A 20,367-nucleotide genomic window follows, 5' to 3' on the forward strand; every position below is an offset into this window, starting at 1 on the left:
CGCGCCGTTGTCGACGCCCTAGAAGCTCAGCATAGTCGCCCGCCAACCACCGGCAGCAACCGCCCCAGCGGCTCTACTCGTAGATCTTGCCGCAGTACAGGAACACCGCGAAACGCCGCCAGGGCGAGGCCTGCGCCAACCCCTGGGTGGCGCCCATGCCGGTGGCTTCGGCCCAGGCCTGGGCGCCATCGAGAAAGTCCTCGATGGAATGATTCTGCCAACTGTCGCGGTGCTGCAGCTGACGGCGGTCGTCAAGCAGCGTCTGGACGAAGTCGAGGAAGCTCTGCTCGTCATTCACCTGCTGCAAGCGTTGTTCAAGGTCCATGGTCTGCTCCGTTGATTCAGGACAGCGCCTGCAAAGCCAGGCCCTTGCGCAGCAGCTCCTTGCGCAGGATCGGCCGGGCCAGGCAATGCACGCCGTCCTGGGCGCTGCACTCTAGCAGCCGCTCAAGCTTGCGGGCACTGCCCGGGCTGCCGGTCAGCAGGTAGCTTTTGCCTTCGCTGAGGCTGATCAGGTTCAGCAGCCAGTCATCGCCCCACTGCCCCAGCACCTGCTCGATCAGGTGGCGCTGGCGCGCCAGCAGGCCCTCGCCCTGCCACAGCGTCAGCTGGGCAAAGCGCCGCGGCAGGTTGCTGGACGCTTCGAGCACCTTCAAATCCTTGAGCAGGGCCTGGGGCAACTGCGCTTCGATCTGCTGCTGGCATTGCTGGAAATACGCTTCGGGCCACTGGGGCCCCAGGCCGGCATGGGCGGCCAGGGCGGCATAGGCCTGGCGGTCGGCCGCAGTACAGCTGCCGCCGCTGAAGTTCAGGGTGTTGTCGAGGATGCCCGCCGCCAGCAGTTGCGCACTGTCGCGGCTGATCCGCGGCAGCAGGCCGGCGTCGCGCCAGCGCTCATAGACCTGGGTGCAGGCGGCGCCGATCGGGCGGATATCCGCGTATTTGCCCAGGCGCTCGTCCCAGAACGCCTCGAACCCCGGGTGATGGTCGATGACCTCCACCACCCGCGCGAGGTCCACCAGCGGGTCCAGGTGCAGGTGGTTGGAAATGTCCACCAACACGAACTGGTCGGCGCCCTCGGGGACGTGGCTGTCCAGGCCCTTGAGGCGGTCTCTGAAGCCTTGGGGAATGCTCTCGTTGAGCGGCGCGCTGCTCAGGGCCCGGGCCGGGCGCCCGCTGAGGTTGAGCAATTCGGCGTAGGCGATGCAACCGGCGTAGGCGTCGATATCCAGATAGGCCGCGCCGGCGGTGACAATGATCATGACGTCCGTGTAATCCACAAAGGCCCGAGGCCGGGGCGCAGAGGGTGCCCGAGCCACATGACAGGCAGATGACAGCCCAGGCTCAGCGCGCTTGCGCTTGTTCTTGCGCTTGCCGCGCCGCGGCCACCAGCAGCGCCGCCAGCCGCGATCCGCTGAAACGGATCTGCGCCAGGCTCAGGGCCGCGTAGCCGATGATCACCGCCGCCGGCCGGCGCGCCACCTGACAGTGCTCGGCCAGCCCCTGCAGCAGCAGGCCCTGCTCGGCGGCGCGCTGGCGAAAGCGCGTCTCGTCGCTGCCCGGTGGCAGCTCCAGGAGCAGGTGCAGCCCGGCCTGCTGGCCGCTGATGCGGTAGCAGCCCGGCGCCTCCCGAGCGAGGATCGCCAGCAGCAGGTCGCGGCGTTCCTGATAGGCCTGACGCGCCGCCCGCAGGTTACGCAGGAAGGCGCCGCTGGCGATGTAGTCGGCCAGGGCCATCTGCTCGATCACCCCGACCGAGCGCCCGGTGCTCTGCAAGGTCGCCAGCAAGCGCGGGCGCAGGCTGTCGGGCAGCAGCATGAAGCCCACCCGCAAGCCGGCGAACAGGGTCTTGTTGAAGCTGCCGCAGTAGATTACCCGGTCGTCCCGGTCCAGCGACTTGAGGGCCGCCAGCGGCGCGCTCTGGTAGTTGAACTCGCTGTCGTAGTCATCCTCCACCACCCAGGCCTGGCTATGCCGCGCCCATTCCAGCAGGGCCAGGCGCCGCGACACCGGCAGGGTCATGCCCAGAGGCGCCTGGTGGGCCGGGGTCACGTAGACCAGGCGTGCATCGCGGTGCTCTTGCAGGCGCGCGGTGTCGATGCCCTCCTCCTGCAACGGGATCGGCACCAGGCGCGCCCCGGCCAGGGCAAACAGATCCTTGGCCGAGAGGTAGCCGGGGTCTTCCAGGCACACCTTGTCACCCGGGCGCAGCAGGCTGCGGGCCAGCAGGTCGAGGCCATGGCGGATGCCGGTGGTGATCATCACCTGCCCGGCATGGCAGGCGATGCCCCGGTGCTGCCCCAGGTACTCGGCGATCTGCTGGCGCAGCGCCGGCAGCCCGCCGGGGTCGGCGTCGCACAGCGACTGCGCCGAGGCACTGCCCAGGGCCCGGGTCAGGGAGCGGGTCCAGTGCGGCAGGGGAAACAGCGCCGGGTCGGCCAGCCGCGCAACAAAGGGCTGGCCGGCACGCACGCCCAGCGGCGGGTACGGCGGTTCAAGGTCACCGGCGGCGGGCGCGGCAACCGCCGCCGGGGCGCTCAGGTAAAGATCCGGCACCACCGCGCAGACCCGGGTCCCGGAACCGCTGGCGCGGCTCACGTAGCCTTCGCTGCGCAGGCGGTCGAAAACCACTTCCAGGGTGCCCCGGGACAGGCCCCAGCGCTGGGCCAGGGTGCGCGTGGAGGGCAAGCGGCAGCCGGCCGGCAGGCGTTTTTCCAGGATCGCCTGGCGTAACGCGGCGTAGGCACTGTCCTGCTTGCCCTGAGCGCCCTCCATGGGCAGCGGCAGGTCGAGGGGCACGGGGTGTTTTCCACGGCTCATAGTGGTCCAGTCGAATGGGCTCTAAACGGTGCTCGGCATTAAACCATAAAGACCTTAATTTCAGCGCCGTACCCACTTGCCCCGAGCCCGCCATGCCCCCGCTTGCCGACGCCCCGCCCCGCACCATTGCTGTTGCACGCCCCCTCGCCCCCAGGCTCTGGACCCTGTTGCTGCTGGTGGTGGTCTGCCTGCCGCGGATCAGCATCGACCTGTACCTGCCGGCGCTGCCGGCCATGGCCGACCAACTGCGGGCCAGCGATGCGCAACTGCAACTGACCCTGAGCCTGTACATGCTCGGCTATGCCCTGTCGATGCTGCTGGGCGGGCCGCTGTGCGACCGCTATGGCCGGCGCCCGGTGCTGCTGGCGGGCACCGCGCTGTTCCTGCTGGCCAGCCTGGCCTGCATGCTCGCCGCCAGCGTCGAGGTGCTGATGGTCGCCCGCCTGCTGCAGGCGTTGGGCGGTTGCTGCGGCACCCTGATCGGCCGGGTCATGGTCCGCGACCGCTGCGCCCCCGAAGAGCAGCCGCGCCTGCTCGGGCTGCTGTCCATGGGCATTGCCCTGTCGCCGATGCTGGCGCCGCCGCTGGGCAGCCTGGTCGACCACCTGCTGGGCTGGCGCGGGCTGTTCCTGTGCCTGAGCCTGGTGGCCGCGGCGGCCTGGCTGCTGATGTACAAACGGCTTGCCGAAACCCGCCCGGCGCAGCTCGCCCCGGTGCCTGGCAAACACCTGCCGCGCCTGTACCTGCGCTTGCTGGGCGAGCGCTATTTCATGCGCTATTCCCTGGCCATCGGCTGCCTGTACTGCACCTATTTCCCTTTCATCCTGCAATCGTCGGCACTGTTGCAGCGCCAGCTGGGGCTGTCGCCCACGGCCTACGCCCTGGTATTCGCCGCCACCGTGGCCGGCTACCTGCTGGGTTCGCGGCTGTTCCAGCGCCTGGGCGCGCGCCACGGCGCCGACCGTCTGATAGCCCGGGCCTGCCTGTTGAACCTGGCGGGCGCCGGCCTGTTGCTGTTCGCTCGCAGCCTGTGGCCCGACAGCCTGTGGGCGATCGTCCTGCCGATGCTGCCGCTGATGTTCTCGGTGGGCCTGGCGATACCCGCCTGCCAGCTGGCGATCCTGCAACCCTATGCGGCGGTGGCGGGCACCGCTTCGGGGCTGTTCTTCTTTATCCAGATGGCCCTGACCGCCGGCTGCGGCTTGCTTGCCAGCCTGCTGGCGAACCACCCGGCCGGCTCGCTGCAGGCCCTGACCGGCCTGTCCAGCCTCGCCCTGGGCCTGGTCTGGTGGTGCCTGCGACCACGGCAGCCCTAGCACCTGTGGTAACGCGACGCGCAACCTACCGGTCGCCGATTACCTGCCTGGCTGTAGCCGCTGCTGAGCCCGCGAAGCTGCGCAAAGGTCCGCAGGACCTTGCTTGACAATCTCCAGCCAAACTCGCAGCGGCCTCAAGGGCACCGCGGCCCTTCGTGCCGTTCGCAGCCTGCGGCAGCGGCTACACCTATCCCCGATCGGCATTGGCCTGTAGCCGCTGCTGAGCCCGCGAAGCTGCGCAAAGGTCCGCAGGACCTTGCCTGACGATCGCCCGCCGAACCCGCAGCGGCCTCAAGGGCACCGCGGCCTTCGTGCCGTTCGCAGCCTGCGGCAGCGGCTACACAACCCCCCGATCGGCATTGGCCTGTAGCCGCTGCTGAGCCCGCGAAGCTGCGCAAAGGTCCGCAGGACCTTGCTTGACGATCGCCAGCCAAACTCGCAGCGGCCTCAAGGGCACCGCGGCCCTTCGTGCCGTTCGCAGCCTGCGGCAGCGGCTACACCTATCCCCGATCGGCATTGGCACGTAGTCGCTGCCGAGCCATGGCAAGGAGCTGGGCAAGGCCGATTCAATGCCGCTACATTAGCCGCGCCGTTCCCATCCGTTGCGCCGTACAAGACAAGGAAATACGTGATGAAACTCATTGGAATGCTCGATTCACCCTATGTGCGCCGCGTCGCCATCAGCCTCAAATGCATGGACCTGCCCTTCGAGCACCACTCGATCTCGGTGTTCAGCACCTTTGAGCAGTTCAAGGCCATCAACCCGGTGGTCAAGGCGCCAAGCCTGGTCTGCGACGGGGGTGAAGTGCTGATGGATTCGAGCCTGATCCTCGACTACCTGGAAACCCTGGCCGGCCCGAAACGAAGCCTGATGCCCGCGACCCTGCCGGAGCGTTTGCATGAGTTGCGCCTGATCGGCCTGGCCCTGGCGGCCTGTGAGAAGTCGGTGCAGATCGTCTACGAACGAAAGCTGCGTCCGGCGGAGAAACAGCACGGCCCCTGGCTGGAGCGGATCGGCGGCCAATTGCAGGCCGCCTATGCCGAGTTGGAGCACGAGTTGCAGAAGCAGCCGCTGCCCCGGGATGGAACCCTGAGCCAGGCCGGCATCAGCCTGGCGGTGGCCTGGAGTTTCAGCCAGATGATGGTGGCGGACCAGTTTGGTCCCGAGCAATTCCCGGCGGTGCGCAGTTTTGCCGAATACGCCGAACAGCTGCCGGTGTTCCTCGACACCCCCGCCACCTGACCCACACAGCGCCATCACCGTAGCCGGCTTGCTGGTGAAGAGCCCCCTGAGCCATGCAGCACTCCTGGAAACGCTTTCGCTGGCAAGCCAGCTCCTACGCAAGTCCAACAGATCCTCGTGGGGATCTGTCAGGCCGGTTCGGGCTGTTTTTTCACCGGGGCGGTGGCGAAACGCCGGGCCAGGAACGGGGTGATGTCCAGCGGCAGGGTTTCGTCGTTCACCAGTTTGTCCAGCAGCACGCCGGTGATCGCCGACGTCAGGATGCCGGTGCGGAAGTGCCCGCAGGCATTGAGGTAACCCTCGACCCCGTCCATCGGCCCAAGAATCGGCAGTTCATCCGGCGAGCCCGGGCGCAGGCCGGCCCAGCAGCGCTTGAGGTTGACCTGGGCCAGCTCGGGAATGCAGCGCACCGCCCCCTGCACCAGACCGTTGATTTCCGGGTAGGTGGTGCTGACGTCGAAGCCCTTGTCCTCGGTGGTGCTGCCAATCAGGATCTCGCCGTTGTCCTTCTGCGCCATGTAGCAGTCGCTGGTGGTCAGGCAGCCATTGAGCAGCTTGGGCATGCGCTCGGTGAGGAGGATCTGGCCCTTCACCGGCTTCACCGGAATCTCCACCCCGGTGGCCTGCAGGCTCAGCTCGGCGGCCCAGGCACCGGCGGCGTTGATCAGGGTCGAGCAATGGAACAGCCCGGCCTCGGCGGTCTGCACCCCGCTGACCCGGTTGCCGTGGTGCAGGACGCCGGTGACGTTGGTGTTGAAGTACACATCCACGCCGTTCTGCCGTGCACCTTCGGTGTAGGCATCGGTCAGGCGGAACGGGTTGACCTGGTGATCGCAGAGGAACTCCAGGGCGCCCTGGGCTTCGTGGCTGACATTGGGTTCCGCGGCGCGCAGGGCCGCCTGGTCGAGCCAGCGCACCTGATCGGACAGGTGCGGGATGCAACCAACAATGTGTTCGGCGTACAGCCGGTCTTCATCGTCATAGATGACGAACTTGAGCCCGGTCTGTTCGAACTTGAAGTCCATGCCGTGCAGGCCGATCAGCTCGCGGTGCAGACGCGGGTAGATCTCGTTGGACTGCAGGGCGAAGTCGAAGAACGACTGCGGCAGGATATGCGGGGTGCTGGAATCCACCACCACCGCCGAACCCTGGGCCTCGCGCTTGCGGTTGGCCGACATCATGCGAAAGAAGATCACCCCGCAGCCCAGGCCCACCGACTCGCCGATGGCCCACAGGCCGCCGGCCGAGGCACGACTGGCGTTGCCCGGACGCTTGGCGTCGATCAGCGCCACCTTGAGGTTCTTGCGCTTGGACAGCTGGTAGGCGCAGGACGCCCCAATCACGCCGCCACCGGCGATCACCACGTCGTAGTACTTACTCATGTTCGGGGACCTCCTGGTCGGGTGCGGCAAAGGCGGAAAACGGAATCGGGTCCAGCGGGAAGCGCGGGCGAATCCAGCCCACGTCCTTGCGTCCGGTGGCCTGGCGCAGGCGGTCGCTGCAGTAGCCGACGCACATCCGCCCCTGGCAGTCGCCCATGCTCACGCGAGTGCGCATTTTCAGGCTGGCCATGTCCTGTACCCCCTGGGCCAGGGCACGCTCGATATCGTTGCGGGTGGTGTGCTCGCAACGGCAGATCACCGTGTCGCCCTTGGGCAGTTCTATCTGCCCGGTGCCACGCGCGGTATAGCGGTCCACCGCACCGCGAAAGCGCAGGATCGAGGCCAGTTTGCGCTCGTAGCCCTGGCGCCGCTGCAGGGCCGCTTCGTTATCCAGGACATTGCGCTGCATGAGGATCGACAGCGCGGCGATGCGACCGCTGAGCATGGCCGCTTCACCGCCGCGGATCCCGCCCATGTCGCCCGCCAGATGGATGTGCGGCTCGCTGCTCTGCTGCCAGGCATTGGCGTGGGCCCGCAGGTAGCCGTCGTCGCTGAAGCCGTGGTCCAGGCCCATCTGCTGGCTCAGCTGGGTACGCGGGATGAAGCCGTAGCCCACCGCCAGGGTCTGGGCCGCGATGCGCTGGGCCTTGGACAGGTCCGGCTGCCAGTCGGCGGAATAAGGGGCAACCGTGACCACGCTCAAGGCGTCCTGCCCCTGGGCCTCCACCACGCCCCAGCCATAGCGCAGGCTGATGCCGTGGAGCTTGAGGTAGGCCAGCATGCTCAGGCCGTCGAGGAACAGTTGCGGCTTGTTCAGCATGGCCAGGCTCTGCTTGGCGATCTTGCTCAGGGCACTGGCCTCGTAGACCCCGGCCACCCGCACGCCCGAGGCATGCAGCTGGCAGGCCACCAGTGGCAGCAGCGGCCCGGTGCCGGCGATCACCACCGGCCCCTGCGGCTTGACCACCCCGCTCTTGATCTGCAATTGCAGGCCGCCCAGCAACTTGACCCCCGGCAGGGTCCAGCCGGGAAACGGCACGCTGCGCTCATGGCAACCGGCGGCCAGGAGCAGTTGCGAGTAGTCCACCTGCTGCACCTGCTCTTCGGCGTCCAGCAGCATCAGGCTGTTATGGCCTTCGGCGCCGATCACCCGGCTGTTGAGGCGCACCTCGATCATTTGTTCGTGGTCGGAAAAATCACCGTGCAGCTTGGCCAGCATTTCGCAGTAGCGCGGCCCCAGGTAATCCAGTTGCACGCCATCGCGCAGCGGCCCGCGATAGACCACCCCGCCCAGGCGCGAGGCCTCTTCGATCAGGGTGCTGCGCACCCCGTGCTCGGCCAGTTCGATGGCCGCTGCCATGCCCGCCGGCCCGCCGCCGACGATCACCGGGTTCAGGCTCATAGGCTGGGCTCCGTTTCAGTGATGCGGTTGCTCAGGGTCTGCACCTGCATCCCCGGCTTGACCAGGGTCTGGCAGGCGCGGCGCTTGTGGCGGCCGTCGATCTGCACCAGGCAGCAATGGCACACGCCCATGCCGCAGTAGGCACCGACCAACTGCCCGTGATCGTTGCGCGCCACCTGGCGCAGACCGGTGGCCTGGATCACGCTGAGGACTGTTTCACCCAGGGCGGCAGTGACCGGCTGGCCATTGAGACTGATGGTCATGTCCGCATGCTGCAGCGGCTGAATATCAAAGTTGCGGTCTATCTGACGCATTGCGGTTCATCCGTGAGAAGTGAGTGGAGTTGCCGGCATCCTGCCGCTCAGAGTCCTGGCGCGAGGACGTGGCAACACCGCGGTTCCGATAACGCTGTCAGAACCGAGCGCGGGCCAATCTAGTACTTTTGTCCGACAGGAATATTGATCTGGGCCAAGCAAACTGCCGCAGCGCCCCAACACGTCGCGCCTGCGCTTGCGCGGTGGGGCCCGGGGCACAAAAAAGCCGCTGCCGGTACAAGCCGGCAGCGGCGCGTGAACAACGGGTCACCCCGCGTCGCGGGGGGCGCTTAGTGCATGAAGAGGGCGATCAGAATGATCACCGGGATCGGTACACCGAGAAACCACAACAGTAATGAGCGCATGACGAGTCTCCTGGATCAGTGAACGGGGGTGGGAGCCACGGTGCGCGGTTGCACAGGGCTTTCAAGCCAGATCACCGCATCCCGGCGCCGGCCGCCGAAGGTGGCGGCCAGACTGGCGAAGAACGCCCCACACAGCAGGGCAACGAACATCCACAACGACGACCAGGCGGCTATCCTGGCGGCGCTGTCGGCGGCTTCCCGGGCCGCCTGCTTGGCTTCATGCAGCGCCTGCTGGGTCTTGGCGAACACCTCGTCCACCCGGCGCTCGGCCTCGGCCCGCGTCAGGTTGGTGCGCTGGGCCACCAGTTGCGCCAGGTAGCTGCGGTCGTCGGATGACAACTGGCCATCGTTGCTCAAGGTGCGCACGAAGATCCGCGACACCGTGCCCCGGGCCGCATCCTCAGTGACCGCCACCGGGCGATCGTCACGCAACAGGCTGTCGACGAAATAGCCGTACTCGTCCGGGGAACCCTGGGCAGCGGCATGGCCGGCCACCTGGGTGGCGGCACCGGCGGCCGCGGAAGCAACCTGGGCCCCGGCCTGCACGCCACCGCCAATTACGCTGGTGACCGAGCCCACCACCAGGGTCGCGGTGACCAGGGTCGCCACCGCCCAGGCCAGGAAGCCGTGGGCGGTGTCACGGAAATACACTTCATCGCCATGCAGGTTGGCCCACTTCACCCGCAAGCGTCCGGCGATATAGCCGCCCAACCCGGCGGCGAGAATCTGCGTCAGGGCCAGCCAGACAATGCTGGAAATGCCCAAGCCCTTGGCACTGATGCCGTTGCCGGCCCAGGGCGAAACCGCGGAAAAACCCAGGCCGAAGCCCAGCAGCAAGAGGATCAGGGACAAGGCCGCGGCCGCCGCCGCGCCGGCGAAGATCGCCGCCCAGGACACGCCCGAGTGATGACTCGAAGCGTCCTCGGTGGCCAGCAGGTGTTCAGAGGGTCTGTTCATTGTTGTTCTGCTCCAGGCAGGAAAGAGGCTGTTGCACGTCACGAAGGGACAGAAAGGACAGGTGCAGTCAGCGTGCCAGCAGCAGGAGTCTTATAAACACATGTATTTCAATGACTTGCGATTAGTCATCGGGCCTGCATCGTGCAATTTGCCGCTCCGGGGGTTTTATGGCGGGCGTTCTGCACGGCGTGCGCCTCAGCCGCGCTTGCTCAGGTAGAACACCCGGCCGCGGCTGTAGCACCAGTGCACCAGCAGCCCAAGGCCCCATAGCGCCAGCAGCAGGTTGGCCGCCAGGGTCAATTGCGCGATGCCCTGCCCCCACAGGATAAAGAGCGGCAATGCCAGCCAGGCTGAACGGCGAAAACCCAGCAGGCGCATGATGCCCGGCACGATCACCGCCATCAGGGCAATGACCAGCACGTCCAGGCCGCGATACCCCAGCATCCAGCGCGCATAACGGGGATCGGCGGCATAGGCCTCCAGGTAGCCCGGCAGGCGCAACGCCAGGTCCACGGCCAGACTCAACAGCAGGCTAGCCACCAACAGCCACAGCAGCCCTTTGAAACGTGATGCGTATTTCATTGCATGACACCTTGATACGAAGAAGCTCAATCGGGGCTTCAATGCCGCTTGTAGCTTTTATTGCCACTGGGGGTCAGGCAATAGACCCCGCCCCGTGGCCCGGTGCAGAAACTACCGCTGCCGCAGGTGCAACCCTGGGTATCACGCAGCAGTGGCTCGGCACGAGGGGTGGAGGAACGCTGGCCGAACATCAGCGCGCAGTTTTTCTTCGAGGCGCTGATGGAGCCGTCATTGCACAGGAACAGCTCGCCATCGCAGCGGGCGATGCCGCCTTTCTTTCCAGAACAGGGCTGATTGGCCGCCTGCGCCACCGCGCTGCACAGCAGCATCAGGCACACCGCGAAAAAGGGCTTCCAGCCGCCCCGGGTCAGGGCTCTCATGGTGACGCCTCCTGGCAAAAAGTGGCCGGATAATATCAACCTTCAGCGCCCCTGACCCGTAGGACACCGACGAGCCCCGCGCCTGGATGAAAGTTTTTTTAGAATCCCGCCAGCGGTTTCTTGGCAAAATGCCCGCCTGTGTCACGAACCGCCAAGCAGGTAACGCCTATGACCCGCATTCTGACCATCGAAGACGACGCCGTGACGGCCCGGGAGATCGTCGCCGAACTGAGCAGCCACGGCCTCGACGTGGACTGGGTGGACAATGGCCGCGAAGGCCTGGTACGCGCCGTGAGCGGCGACTACGACCTGATCACCCTGGACCGCATGCTGCCGGAGCTGGACGGCCTGGCCATCGTCACCACCCTGCGCACCATCGGTGTGTCGACGCCGATCCTGATGATCAGCGCCCTCTCCGACGTCGACGAACGGGTGCGCGGCCTGCGGGCCGGCGGCGACGACTACCTGACCAAGCCCTTCGCCTCCGACGAGATGGCGGCCCGGGTCGAGGTGCTGCTGCGGCGCAAGAACACGGTCAAGGATTTCGCCACCAGCCTGCGGGTGGCCGACCTGGAGCTGAACCTGATCAGCCGCGAGGCGACCCGCGCCGACCAGTTGCTGAGCCTGCTGCCCACCGAATACAAGCTGCTGGAATTCCTCATGCGCAACACCGGGCAGATCCTCTCTCGGATGATGATTTTCGAAGAGGTCTGGGGCTATCACTTCGACCCGGGGACCAACCTGATCGACGTGCACATCGGCCGCCTGCGCAAGAAGATCGACCCGCCTGGCATGACTCCGTTGATCCGCACCGTGCGAGGCTCGGGTTATGTCATTGCTGAACCCCTCTAAGGGCTGGCGCTCCTCCAGCAGCCGCCTGCTGGCGCTGTACAGCACGCTGTTCGTGGCCTGGAGCTGCATCCTCATGGGGGTGCTGTACTACGAGGTGTCCACCTACCTGGACAGCCTGGCCAAGCACTCGCTGATGCAGCGCCAGCACCTGTTCGCCCGCTTCGAAGGCGAGCAGCTGGTGGAAGCCCTGGCCACCAGCATGACCTTCGACATGCGCGCCATCGACGCCTATGGCCTGTTCGACGAACAGCGTCGGCCCTTGAGCGGGCCGATCCGGCAGATCCCCGATGACCTGCCCCTGGACGGCCAGATCCACGAGTTGAAGAACTGCATCGACTCCGACGACACGAGCCTGCCCCGGGACAGCTGCGACGCGGTGGCCACCCACACCCGCGACGGCCGCTGGCTGGTGCTGGTGCGCGACAACGGCTCGCTGTTCGCGGTGACCCGGATCATTCTCCACGCGCTGCTGTGGGGCATCTCCCTGACCATCATTCCCGGCGCCGCCGGCTGGCACCTGCTGCGCCGCCGGCCGCTGCGGCGCATCCGCCAGATCCAGGCCAGCGCCGAAGCCATCGTCGCCGGCGACCTGACCCGGCGCCTGCCGCTGTCGGACCGGCGCGACGAACTGGACATGCTGGCGGCCATCGTCAACGCCATGCTCGAACGCATCGAGCGGCTGATGCATGAGGTCAAGGGCGTGTGCGACAACATCGCCCACGACCTGCGCACCCCGCTGACCCGCCTGCGGGCCCAGCTCTATCGTCTGCAGCAACAGGCCGAGGAAGGTTCGCCCCAGGCCCTGCAGATGGACCAGCTGCTGGCCGAGGCCGACACCTTGATGGCGCGCTTTCGCGGGTTGCTGCGCATCTCCGAACTGGAGGACCAGCAACGGCGTTCGGGCTTCCTCGAACTCGATCCGCTGCCGCTGCTTCAGGAGCTGTACGACTTCTACCTGCCCCTGGCCGAGGAAGGCCGCCTGACCCTGCAGCTCGACGTGCCGGCCAGCCTGCCCCGGCTGATCGGCGACCGCGCCCTGCTGTTCGAGGCCCTGGCCAACCTGCTGAGCAACTCGATCAAGTTCACCCCGCCGGGCGGTGAAGTGATACTGCGCGGCCTCGACGACGGCGGCAGCCCGCGCCTGGAAGTGCTGGACTCAGGCCCCGGCATTCCCCCGGCGGAACGGGCGGCGGTGTTCCGGCGCTTCTACCGGGTCGACGAAAGCAACGCCCAGGGCGGCTTTGGCCTGGGCCTGTCGATCGTTGCGGCGATTGTCAGCCTGCACGGCTTCAAGCTCGAAGTGGGCAGCAGCGAACGCGGCGGCGCGCGCCTGAGCCTGGATTGCCGGCCAAGCCTGATCGCCGACCACTGACCCACCCCATCCCTGTAGCCGCTGCTGAGCCCGCGAAGCTGCGAAAAGGTCCGCAGGACCTTGCCTGGCGATTTCCCGACGAACCTCCAGCGGGCTTCAACTCGCCGCGTCTCCTGAGGCAGAGTGCCGCCCAAAGCGTTCGCAGCCTTCGGCTGCGGCTACAGGTGGCCCAGGGAGTTGCTGTCCAGCTCGTAGAGCAACTCGTCAATGAGCCGCAATACGTCGGCCTCGCTCTGCAGGGACTTGATGCGCAACCCGCTGACCACCAGATCGACCCGGCCGCTGTCGGGCTCGAACACCCGCAGGGTCAGGGTGCCGTCGCCGGCATGGCTGAAACTGCAGGCCAGGGGCGCCAGGCGCTGTTCGATACAGGCGCGCCATTGGGCCTGGGTGAGCACCGCCGGTGCCTGATCGGTCACGGTGCCCTTGCTCTGTTCATCACCCATGCGGGCTGTCCTTGTGCTGTGGTTGTGCTCTGCCACAGCCCCATTGACCGGACCTGTGGCGGCTCCAAGGGTAGAAAACACCCACCACGCAAAGAAGGCGCATTTGCACGGGTTGCCCTGGTGCATATGCACCAGTTCAGCGTCCCCGACTGCCGACCGTGCCGACGAACAGCCCGCGCTCCCGGGCCCAGACGATGGCTTCGCCCCGGCTGTGCACCCCGAGCTTGGAATACAGGGTGGCGACGTGGTTGCGCACGGTGTTGGGCGCCAGCTTCAACTGGGCGGCAATCTCTTTGTCTGCCAATCCCTGATAGATCAACCCCAGCACTTCCCGCTCGCGGGCCGTCAGGTCGGCAGAGGACACCCCAGGCGTGTCCCGGGCCTTGGGGCTTCTCACGTTGGCCAGCTTTTCGATCAGGGTTCGGCTGAACCAGGAGGCGTCGCGCATCACTTCCTCGATGGCGCCCACCAGCTCCAGTTCGGAGCGCTTGCGCTCGGTGATGTCCATCAGCACCAGCAGGTAACAGGGGCTGTCCTGGATAAGCACGGTGTCGGCGTAGGCCACGCAATCGATCAGCCCGGCGTTCTTCTGGCGCACCTTGAGGTCCAGGCCATCGACGTTGCCGGCCTTCTCCAGTTGACTGAACAGTTGGCTGGCCGCCGCGGCCTCGGCGATGAAGCCGATGGCCTCGACGTTCTTGCCCAGCAGTTCTTCGCTGCTGTAGCCGCAGGTGTTGAGAAAGGCCTCGTTGACGTCGACGATCTGCTGCTCGGCGCTGCACACCAGGGTCGGCACCGGGGTCAGGCGAAACGACTTGGCAAAACGCTCCTCGCTCTGGCGCAGGGCAATCTCGATCCTGCGCCGTGGCTCCAGGTCCATGAAGGAAAACAGCATGCAGTCTTCATCGTTGATGTCCAGGGGCTGGCCGGCGACGATCACCAGCTTGCTGCCGCCGTCCGGCAGGCGCAGCTCGGCCTGCATCTGCGGGATGGTCGCGCCCTGGCCCAGGCGCTCGATGGCCAGGTCCTTGTGCTCGGCGTCCTCCAGCACATCCAGCTCGTACACCGAACGGCCGATCACCTGATCCCGGGCATAGCCGGTCATCTCCAAAAAGCCCTGGTTGACCTTGATGTAACGCAGGTCACTGAGGCGGCAGATCACCGCTGGCGCCGGGTTGGCGTTGAAGGTCTTCTCGAAGCGCTGCTCGGCGCTGGCCCAGTCGGTGGCGTCGCTGAGGATCAGCACCAGGGATTCCGGCGCGCCGCTGCGATCAGTGAGGATCATGCTGCGCACCCGGTGCACCCAGTGCCGGGGTTCGCCGTCGATCTCGGCCTGTACCTCGACCACCACGTCGCTGAAGGTTTCCCCGGCGGCCACCCGGTTGATCGGGTAGGCCTCCAGGGCCAGGGGGTGATTGTTGCGGTAGCGCAAGGCATAGCGCCGGGCGTACTCGCGGACATTGGCCCCCAGCTCGCCGACCTCGCTCACTCCATGCATGGCCAGCGCCGCCTCGTTGGCCCAGAGCAGGCTGCGGGCCTGGTCGGTTTCGATCAGGATCACCCCGTCGGACAGACCGGCGATGATCTGCTGCAACTGGCGGCGATTGGTTTCGGTAGCAAGGACGGCCTGGCTCATGGCATCTCCGGAAAAAGGGCGATGAAGCTACGACCACGCTCGTTCGCCATCGTGCCCCGGGCGCACTGGAGCACCCGGGCACCAGGCGTTAAGCTGCTGCGCCCGGTTCCGCCCATTCATCTGGAGTCAAGCATGATCACCATCCGTGAAGCCGACAGCCGCGATATCCAGGCGCTCAAGGCCATAGGTTGTGCCACCTACCGCGAGCACTTCGCGGCGATCTGGAGCGCTGCCGGCATGCAGCAGTTTCTCGACCAGGACTTCTCCGACGCCCACCTGCAAGCGTCCCTGTCCGCCCGGGACCGGCACCTGTGGCTGCTGGCCCTGGACCCGCAGCAGCAGCCCATGGGCTTTGCCAAGCTCAACTGGGGGCGGCCGGTTCCGGGCAGCGACCGCTGCGGGGCCGAGTTGCAGAAGATCTACCTGCTCAAGTCCCAGGCCGGCCAGGGCCATGGCCGGCGCCTGTTGGAGCAGGTGCTGCAACGGGCCAGCGCCGCCGGGGAATCCTGCCTGTGGCTGGACGTGCTCAAGAGCAACAGCGGCGCCCGGCGCTTTTATGAAAGCGCCGGACTGCGGCAGATCGGTGAAGTGCCCTTCAGCACCGACCTGGAACAGATCGGCATGTGGGTGATGGCCTGCGACCTGCCGCTGCCGCTGCCCCGGCCACCGGCCGAGGCTTGAACCCGGCTGCGGCCGTCCGCCCGGCGGCTACAGGCCCAGGGCCTTGAGGCGCCGGTACAGCGTGCGTTCGCTCAGGCCCAGGGCCTTGGCCAGTTCGCTGCGCGAGCCGTCGAAGACTTCCAGGGCATGGGCCAGTTGCTCCAGGTCCTTGCCGGCCCGGCGCCGGGTCACCGGGACCGGGGCCTGGGGACGGCGCAGTTCCGCCGGCAGGTCCTGCAGGCGGATCACCCCGTCATCGCTGAACAAGCGCGCCCGTTCGAGGATGTTGCGCAGCTCGCGGATATTGCCCGGGTAGGTGTACAACTGCAGCTGTTCCAGGGCCTGGGGATCGACCCGCGGCACCACCCCGGGATCGAGGCGGCGCAGCAGGCTGTCGATCAGCAGCGGCAGGTCGTCGCTGCGTTCGCGCAGCGCCGGCAGGCGGATCGGGAAGGCGCTGATGCGGTAGTACAGGTCCTGGCGGAAGCTGCCGGCGGCGACCATTTCCTTGAGCGGCTTGTGGGTGGCCGCCACCAGGCGAAAATCCGAGTGCACGGTGCGCAGGCTGCCCACTGGGCGGAAGCTGCCGGACTCGATCAGGCGCAGCAGCTTGACCTGCATGGCCAGGGGCACCTCGCCGATTTCATCGAGAAACAGGGTGCCGCCGTGGGCCGCTTCCGCCAGGCCGATCTTGCGTTGCAGGGCGCCGGTAAAGGCGCCCTTTTCATAGCCGAACAGTTCGCTTTCCAGCAGGGTTTCGGTGAGCCCGGTGCAGTCCACCACCACCAGCGGCCCGCTGGCCCTGGGGCTGCCGTCGTGCAGGGCCCGGGCGAACAGCTCCTTGCCGGTGCCGGACTCGCCCTGCAACAACACCGGGATCGGCGCCGGAGCCGCCCGCTGCAAGGCGCTCAGGGCTTCATTGAAGGCCGGCGAGCGTCCCACCAGGCCTTTCTGCTGGGGCTGCACCGAAGCCACCGCAACCGAACTCAAGCGCTCGACGTAGGCCACCACGGTGCCGGCCTCGCCGATGATCGGCCGCAGTTCCACGTCCACGTGCTCCGGGCCGCGAGGCGTGTGATGGATGTGCAGCATGCGCTCCGGCACCCGGCTGTCATGGGCCTTGCGCATCGGGCAATGCTCGCCGGCCTGATCGCAGGGCACGGCGAACTGGTGGGAGACGCGGTAGCACTTGGCGCCGACGTGGGGCTTGCCGGCCACGCCGAACTGACGCTGGTAGGCGGTGTTGGCGGCGATGATGTTGTAGTCGGTGTCGAGCACGATGGTCGGTTGCGGATCGTGTTCGAGGTAGGACACCAGGGCAGACATGGACGGCTGGGCAAGGTCGGTGGCGATCAGGGACATGGGCAACTCCGGGGCAGTGGCGGCAGCTTAAAGCACGCCGCGGCTTTCTGCCATTTTCTGCCACAAACTGCCAAACCACTGCCAAATGACGTTGGCAGTCGCGGCACAAAACGCCTGATGGCAGCCTCTGCGGCCTTCTACTTCAATGAACAGGTGGCCAATCCGGGTGTTTGAGGTTGGCACGTTTATTGACAGTCCAAGGGACGAGCGACAGCGCAGACTGTCCTCACCTTCATTGCCTGGAGTGCCCCATGATCATCAGCGACACGCTGCGTGTAGAAGCCTTTTTCGACAGTCAGACCTGGACCATCAGCTACCTGGTGATGGACCAGGCCAGCCGCCGCTGCGCGCTGATCGACAGCGTGCTGGACTACGACCCGAAATCCGGCCGCACCCGCACCGAGTCCGCCGACCGCCTGATCGCCCGGGTGCGTGAGCTGGACGCCCGGGTCGACTGGATCCTGGAAACCCACGTGCACGCCGACCACCTGTCCGCCGCGGCCTACCTCAAGGACCAGCTGGGGGCCCGGGTGGCCATCGGCAATCAGATCACCCGGGTGCAGAAAGTCTTCGGCGCACTGTTCAACGAGGCCCCGAGCTTTGCCCGCGACGGCAGCCAGTTCGACGTGCTGCTGGAAGACGGCGCCGAATTCGCCATCGGCGGCCTCGGCGCCCGCGCCCTGCACACCCCGGGGCACACCCCGGCCTGCATGACCTACCTGGTGCAGGTCGGCGATGAGTGCGTGGCCTTTGTCGGCGATACCCTGTTCATGCCCGACTACGGCACCGCCCGCTGCGACTTCCCCGGGGCCGACGCGCGGACCCTGTACCGCTCCATCGGCAAGATCCTCGCCCTGCCCCCACAGACCCGGCTGTTCATGTGCCACGACTACCTGCCCAACGGCCGCGAGCTGCAATACATGACCACCGTCGCCGAGCAGCGCGCCAACAACATCCACATCCATCAGGGCATCGACGAAGACAGCTTCGTGAAGATGCGCGAAGCCCGTGACGCGACCCTGGACATGCCGGTGCTGATCCTGCCTTCGGTGCAGGTCAACATGCGCAGCGGGCAGTTTCCCGAGCCCGAAGACAACGGCGTGAGCTACCTGAAGATTCCCCTGAACACCCTATAACGATTAACGACTCCACACGGAGACCTTGCCATGCGTCCCTTCAACCCGGCCCTGCGCCCCGTCGACGGCAGCCACCAGGTGCTGATCGTCGGTGGCGGTGCCGCCGGCATCGCCGTTGCCGCCAGCCTCTTGACCCGCGATCCGCACCTGGACGTGGCCCTTATCGACCCCGCCCAGCACCACTATTACCAACCCGGCTGGACCCTGGTGGGCGCCGGGGTATTCAGCGCCGCGTCCACCGAACGGACCATGGCCGAGCTGATTCCCCAGGGCGTCAAGTGGATCCAGCGCGCGGTCAGCCAGTTCGAACCGCAACACAATGCCCTGGTGCTGGACAACGGCCACGTGCTGGCCTACGACCAGTTGATCGTCTGCCCCGGGCTCAAGCTCGACTGGGCAGCCATCGACGGCCTGCCCCAGGCCCTGGGCAACCACGGCGTGACCTCCAACTACCGCTACGACCTGGCGCCCTACACCTGGCAACAGGTGCAGCAGCTGCAACAGGGCGAGGCGCTGTTCAGCCAGCCGCCGATGCCGATCAAGTGCGCCGGCGCGCCGCAGAAAGCCATGTACCTGTCCTGCGACCACTGGCGGCGCCACGGTCGCCTGGGGGCGATCAAGCCGCGTTTCCTGAATGCCGGCGGCGTGCTGTTCGGCGTGGCCGACTATGTGCCGGCGCTGATGGAATACGTGAAGAAATACGCCATCGAGCTGGATTTCGGCCACAACCTGGTGGCGGTGAACGGCCCGGCGCAGCGCGCGACCTTCGTCCGCACCCTGGCCGACGGCCGCCAGGAAACCCTGGAGCGCGCCTTCGACCTGCTGCACGTGGTGCCGCCGCAGTGCGCCCCGGATTTCATTCGCCACAGCCCGCTGGCGGACGCCGCCGGCTGGATCGACGTCGATCCCCACAGCCTGCGCCACAGGCGTTTCGTCAACATCCACGGCCTGGGCGACGCCACCAATACCAGCAACGCCAAGACCGCCGCCGCGGCGCGCAAGCAGGCGCCGGTGGTGGCCAACAACGTGCTGGTGGCCCTCAAGCGCCTGACCCGGCTGGCCGCCTATGACGGCTACGGCTCCTGCCCGCTGACCGTGGAACGGGGCAAGATCGTCCTCGCCGAATTCACCTACGGCGGCAAGCTGGCGCCGAGCTTTCCGCGCTGGCTGCTGGACGGCCGCCAACCGACCCGTCGCGCCTGGTGGCTAAAGGAACGAATCCTGCCGCCGCTGTACTGGCGCGGCATGCTCAAGGGCCATGAATGGCTGGCGCAACCGACCCAGGCCACGGACACCCCGAAGACATGAATGAACACAGTCTTTTGGGCGCTGGGCTGGGGGCGGTCATTGGCGCGATCCTGGCGCTGACTGGAGCCGGCGGCGGCATCCTCGCGGTGCCATTGCTGGTGTTCGGCCTGGGCTTGAGCATGGTCGAGGCCGCCCCTATCGGCCTGCTGGCGGTGGGGCTGGCCGCCAGCGTCGGCGCGGTGCTGGGCCTGCGCCAGGGCATCGTGCGCTACCGTGCGGCGGGGTTTGTCGCCAGCATCGGCATCCTCATGGCGCCGCTGGGGCTGTGGCTGGCCCACCGCCTGCCCAACCTGCCCCTGGCCCTGCTGTTTTCCCTGGTGCTGCTGTATGCCTGCGGACGTATCCTGCGCAAGGCCAGCCTGGAATTGAAACAGGGCCGGGCGGCGCCGCGTCCGGCGTTCCTGCCCTGCGTGCTCAACCCGGCCCAGGGCCGCCTGCGCTGGACCCTGCCCTGCGCCCGGGCACTGACCTTCACCGGCATGCTCTCGGGGCTGCTGTCGGGGTTGCTCGGCGTGGGCGGCGGCTTCGTGATCATCCCGGCCCTGAGCCGCTACACCAACCTGGACAGCAAGAGTATCGTCGCCACCTCCTTGGCGGTGATTGCCCTGGTGTCCCTGGGCAGCGTGGTGACCGCCAGCCTCAGCGGGGTGATGCACTGGGCGGTGGGCGCACCCTTTGCCCTGGGCGCGGTAGTGGGCCTGGTGCTGGGCCGTCAGGTGGCCAGCCACCTGGCCGGGCCGCGCCTGCAACAACTGTTCGCCGTCACCGGCATGCTGGCGGCGCTGCTGCTGGCGGGCGGGGCCCTGGGCTGGCTGTCCCATTGAGGTCCTTGCG

Annotated in this window: 20 protein-coding genes; 8 read left to right on the forward strand and 12 right to left on the reverse strand. The window is 67.0% G+C overall.

Annotated elements, in window-relative coordinates; all coding sequences use genetic code 11:
- Nucleotides 1-73 precede the first annotated feature (73 nt).
- The 3 genes from ACMGG8_RS21670 to ACMGG8_RS21680 form a co-directional block, all read right to left on the reverse strand.
- Complete coding sequence (locus ACMGG8_RS21670) at nucleotides 74-325, reverse strand: hypothetical protein (RefSeq protein ID WP_060838892.1); 252 nt, start codon at nucleotides 323-325, stop codon at nucleotides 74-76.
- A 16-nt stretch (nucleotides 326-341) separates the two neighbouring features.
- Complete coding sequence (locus ACMGG8_RS21675; protein ID WP_108543150.1) at nucleotides 342-1,262, reverse strand: DHH family phosphoesterase; 921 nt, start codon at nucleotides 1,260-1,262, stop codon at nucleotides 342-344.
- Nucleotides 1,263-1,344: 82 nt separating this feature from the next.
- Nucleotides 1,345-2,820, reverse strand: coding sequence for a PLP-dependent aminotransferase family protein (locus ACMGG8_RS21680; RefSeq protein WP_414158382.1), 1,476 nt, complete (start codon nucleotides 2,818-2,820; stop codon nucleotides 1,345-1,347).
- Nucleotides 2,821-2,912: 92 nt separating this feature from the next.
- Between ACMGG8_RS21680 and ACMGG8_RS21685 the strand changes: the two genes are divergently transcribed.
- Nucleotides 2,913-4,136, forward strand: a complete 1,224-nt coding sequence (locus tag ACMGG8_RS21685) for a multidrug effflux MFS transporter (protein WP_414158383.1) — start codon at nucleotides 2,913-2,915, stop codon at nucleotides 4,134-4,136.
- Between the two features lie 631 nt (nucleotides 4,137-4,767).
- A complete protein-coding gene (locus ACMGG8_RS21690; RefSeq protein ID WP_414158384.1) occupies nucleotides 4,768-5,379 on the forward strand; it encodes a glutathione S-transferase in 612 nt (203 codons plus the stop codon).
- A 128-nt stretch (nucleotides 5,380-5,507) separates the two neighbouring features.
- On the opposite strand, the gene hcnC is transcribed toward ACMGG8_RS21690, so the two are convergent.
- The 6 genes from hcnC to ACMGG8_RS21720 form a co-directional block, all read right to left on the reverse strand.
- Nucleotides 5,508-6,761, reverse strand: coding sequence for a cyanide-forming glycine dehydrogenase subunit HcnC (hcnC, locus tag ACMGG8_RS21695; protein WP_060838887.1), 1,254 nt, complete (start codon nucleotides 6,759-6,761; stop codon nucleotides 5,508-5,510).
- A complete protein-coding gene (hcnB, locus tag ACMGG8_RS21700; RefSeq protein WP_060838886.1) occupies nucleotides 6,754-8,163 on the reverse strand; it encodes a cyanide-forming glycine dehydrogenase subunit HcnB in 1,410 nt (469 codons plus the stop codon). The genes hcnC and hcnB overlap by 8 nt, the downstream gene beginning before the upstream one ends.
- Complete coding sequence (gene hcnA / locus ACMGG8_RS21705; RefSeq protein ID WP_047303914.1) at nucleotides 8,160-8,477, reverse strand: cyanide-forming glycine dehydrogenase subunit HcnA; 318 nt, start codon at nucleotides 8,475-8,477, stop codon at nucleotides 8,160-8,162. The genes hcnB and hcnA overlap by 4 nt, the downstream gene beginning before the upstream one ends.
- Before the next feature lie 380 nt (nucleotides 8,478-8,857).
- Nucleotides 8,858-9,799: a hypothetical protein gene (locus ACMGG8_RS21710; RefSeq protein WP_414158385.1), complete on the reverse strand. Its 942-nt coding sequence runs from the start codon at nucleotides 9,797-9,799 to the stop codon at nucleotides 8,858-8,860.
- Nucleotides 9,800-9,994: 195 nt separating this feature from the next.
- Entirely contained in the window at nucleotides 9,995-10,381 is a 387-nt protein-coding gene (locus tag ACMGG8_RS21715; RefSeq protein WP_060838884.1) for a hypothetical protein, read from the reverse strand.
- A gap of 38 nt (nucleotides 10,382-10,419) precedes the next feature.
- Nucleotides 10,420-10,761: a hypothetical protein gene (locus tag ACMGG8_RS21720; RefSeq protein ID WP_108543142.1), complete on the reverse strand. Its 342-nt coding sequence runs from the start codon at nucleotides 10,759-10,761 to the stop codon at nucleotides 10,420-10,422.
- Between the two features lie 168 nt (nucleotides 10,762-10,929).
- Between ACMGG8_RS21720 and ACMGG8_RS21725 the strand changes: the two genes are divergently transcribed.
- Together ACMGG8_RS21725 and ACMGG8_RS21730 are read left to right on the forward strand one after the other, a co-directional pair.
- Entirely contained in the window at nucleotides 10,930-11,613 is a 684-nt protein-coding gene (locus ACMGG8_RS21725; RefSeq protein WP_060838882.1) for a response regulator transcription factor, read from the forward strand.
- A complete protein-coding gene (locus tag ACMGG8_RS21730; RefSeq protein ID WP_060838881.1) occupies nucleotides 11,591-12,985 on the forward strand; it encodes a sensor histidine kinase in 1,395 nt (464 codons plus the stop codon). Before ACMGG8_RS21725 ends, ACMGG8_RS21730 begins: the two co-directional genes overlap by 23 nt.
- A 158-nt stretch (nucleotides 12,986-13,143) precedes the next feature.
- On the opposite strand, the gene ACMGG8_RS21735 is transcribed toward ACMGG8_RS21730, so the two are convergent.
- Together ACMGG8_RS21735 and ACMGG8_RS21740 are read right to left on the reverse strand one after the other, a co-directional pair.
- Nucleotides 13,144-13,431, reverse strand: a complete 288-nt coding sequence (locus ACMGG8_RS21735; RefSeq protein WP_060838880.1) for a DUF1652 domain-containing protein — start codon at nucleotides 13,429-13,431, stop codon at nucleotides 13,144-13,146.
- Between the two features lie 136 nt (nucleotides 13,432-13,567).
- The gene (locus ACMGG8_RS21740; protein ID WP_414158386.1) at nucleotides 13,568-15,067 is read right to left on the reverse strand and encodes a PAS domain S-box protein; all 1,500 of its coding nucleotides are present in this window, start codon (nucleotides 15,065-15,067) and stop codon (nucleotides 13,568-13,570) included.
- A gap of 132 nt (nucleotides 15,068-15,199) precedes the next feature.
- Here ACMGG8_RS21740 and ACMGG8_RS21745 point away from each other — a divergent pair, with 132 nt between their 5' ends.
- Complete coding sequence (locus ACMGG8_RS21745) at nucleotides 15,200-15,748, forward strand: N-acetyltransferase family protein (protein ID WP_414158387.1); 549 nt, start codon at nucleotides 15,200-15,202, stop codon at nucleotides 15,746-15,748.
- Between the two features lie 27 nt (nucleotides 15,749-15,775).
- On the opposite strand, the gene ACMGG8_RS21750 is transcribed toward ACMGG8_RS21745, so the two are convergent.
- Nucleotides 15,776-17,089: a sigma-54 interaction domain-containing protein gene (locus tag ACMGG8_RS21750; RefSeq protein ID WP_060838877.1), complete on the reverse strand. Its 1,314-nt coding sequence runs from the start codon at nucleotides 17,087-17,089 to the stop codon at nucleotides 15,776-15,778.
- A 251-nt stretch (nucleotides 17,090-17,340) separates the two neighbouring features.
- Between ACMGG8_RS21750 and ACMGG8_RS21755 the strand changes: the two genes are divergently transcribed.
- From ACMGG8_RS21755 to ACMGG8_RS21765, 3 genes are read left to right on the forward strand one after another with little or no spacing between them, the layout of a single operon-like run.
- Complete coding sequence (locus ACMGG8_RS21755) at nucleotides 17,341-18,225, forward strand: MBL fold metallo-hydrolase (RefSeq protein WP_060843326.1); 885 nt, start codon at nucleotides 17,341-17,343, stop codon at nucleotides 18,223-18,225.
- Between the two features lie 30 nt (nucleotides 18,226-18,255).
- Nucleotides 18,256-19,533 (forward strand): FAD/NAD(P)-binding oxidoreductase, encoded by a 1,278-nt coding sequence (locus ACMGG8_RS21760; RefSeq protein WP_108543134.1) that lies wholly within the window; start codon nucleotides 18,256-18,258, stop codon nucleotides 19,531-19,533.
- Entirely contained in the window at nucleotides 19,530-20,357 is an 828-nt protein-coding gene (locus ACMGG8_RS21765) for a sulfite exporter TauE/SafE family protein (protein WP_060838874.1), read from the forward strand. Before ACMGG8_RS21760 ends, ACMGG8_RS21765 begins: the two co-directional genes overlap by 4 nt.
- Nucleotides 20,358-20,367 lie beyond the last annotated feature (10 nt).

Origin of the sequence: Pseudomonas sp. BNK-45, from assembly GCF_047456255.1 — a bacterium.
Classification (GTDB): Bacteria; Pseudomonadota; Gammaproteobacteria; order Pseudomonadales; family Pseudomonadaceae; genus Aquipseudomonas.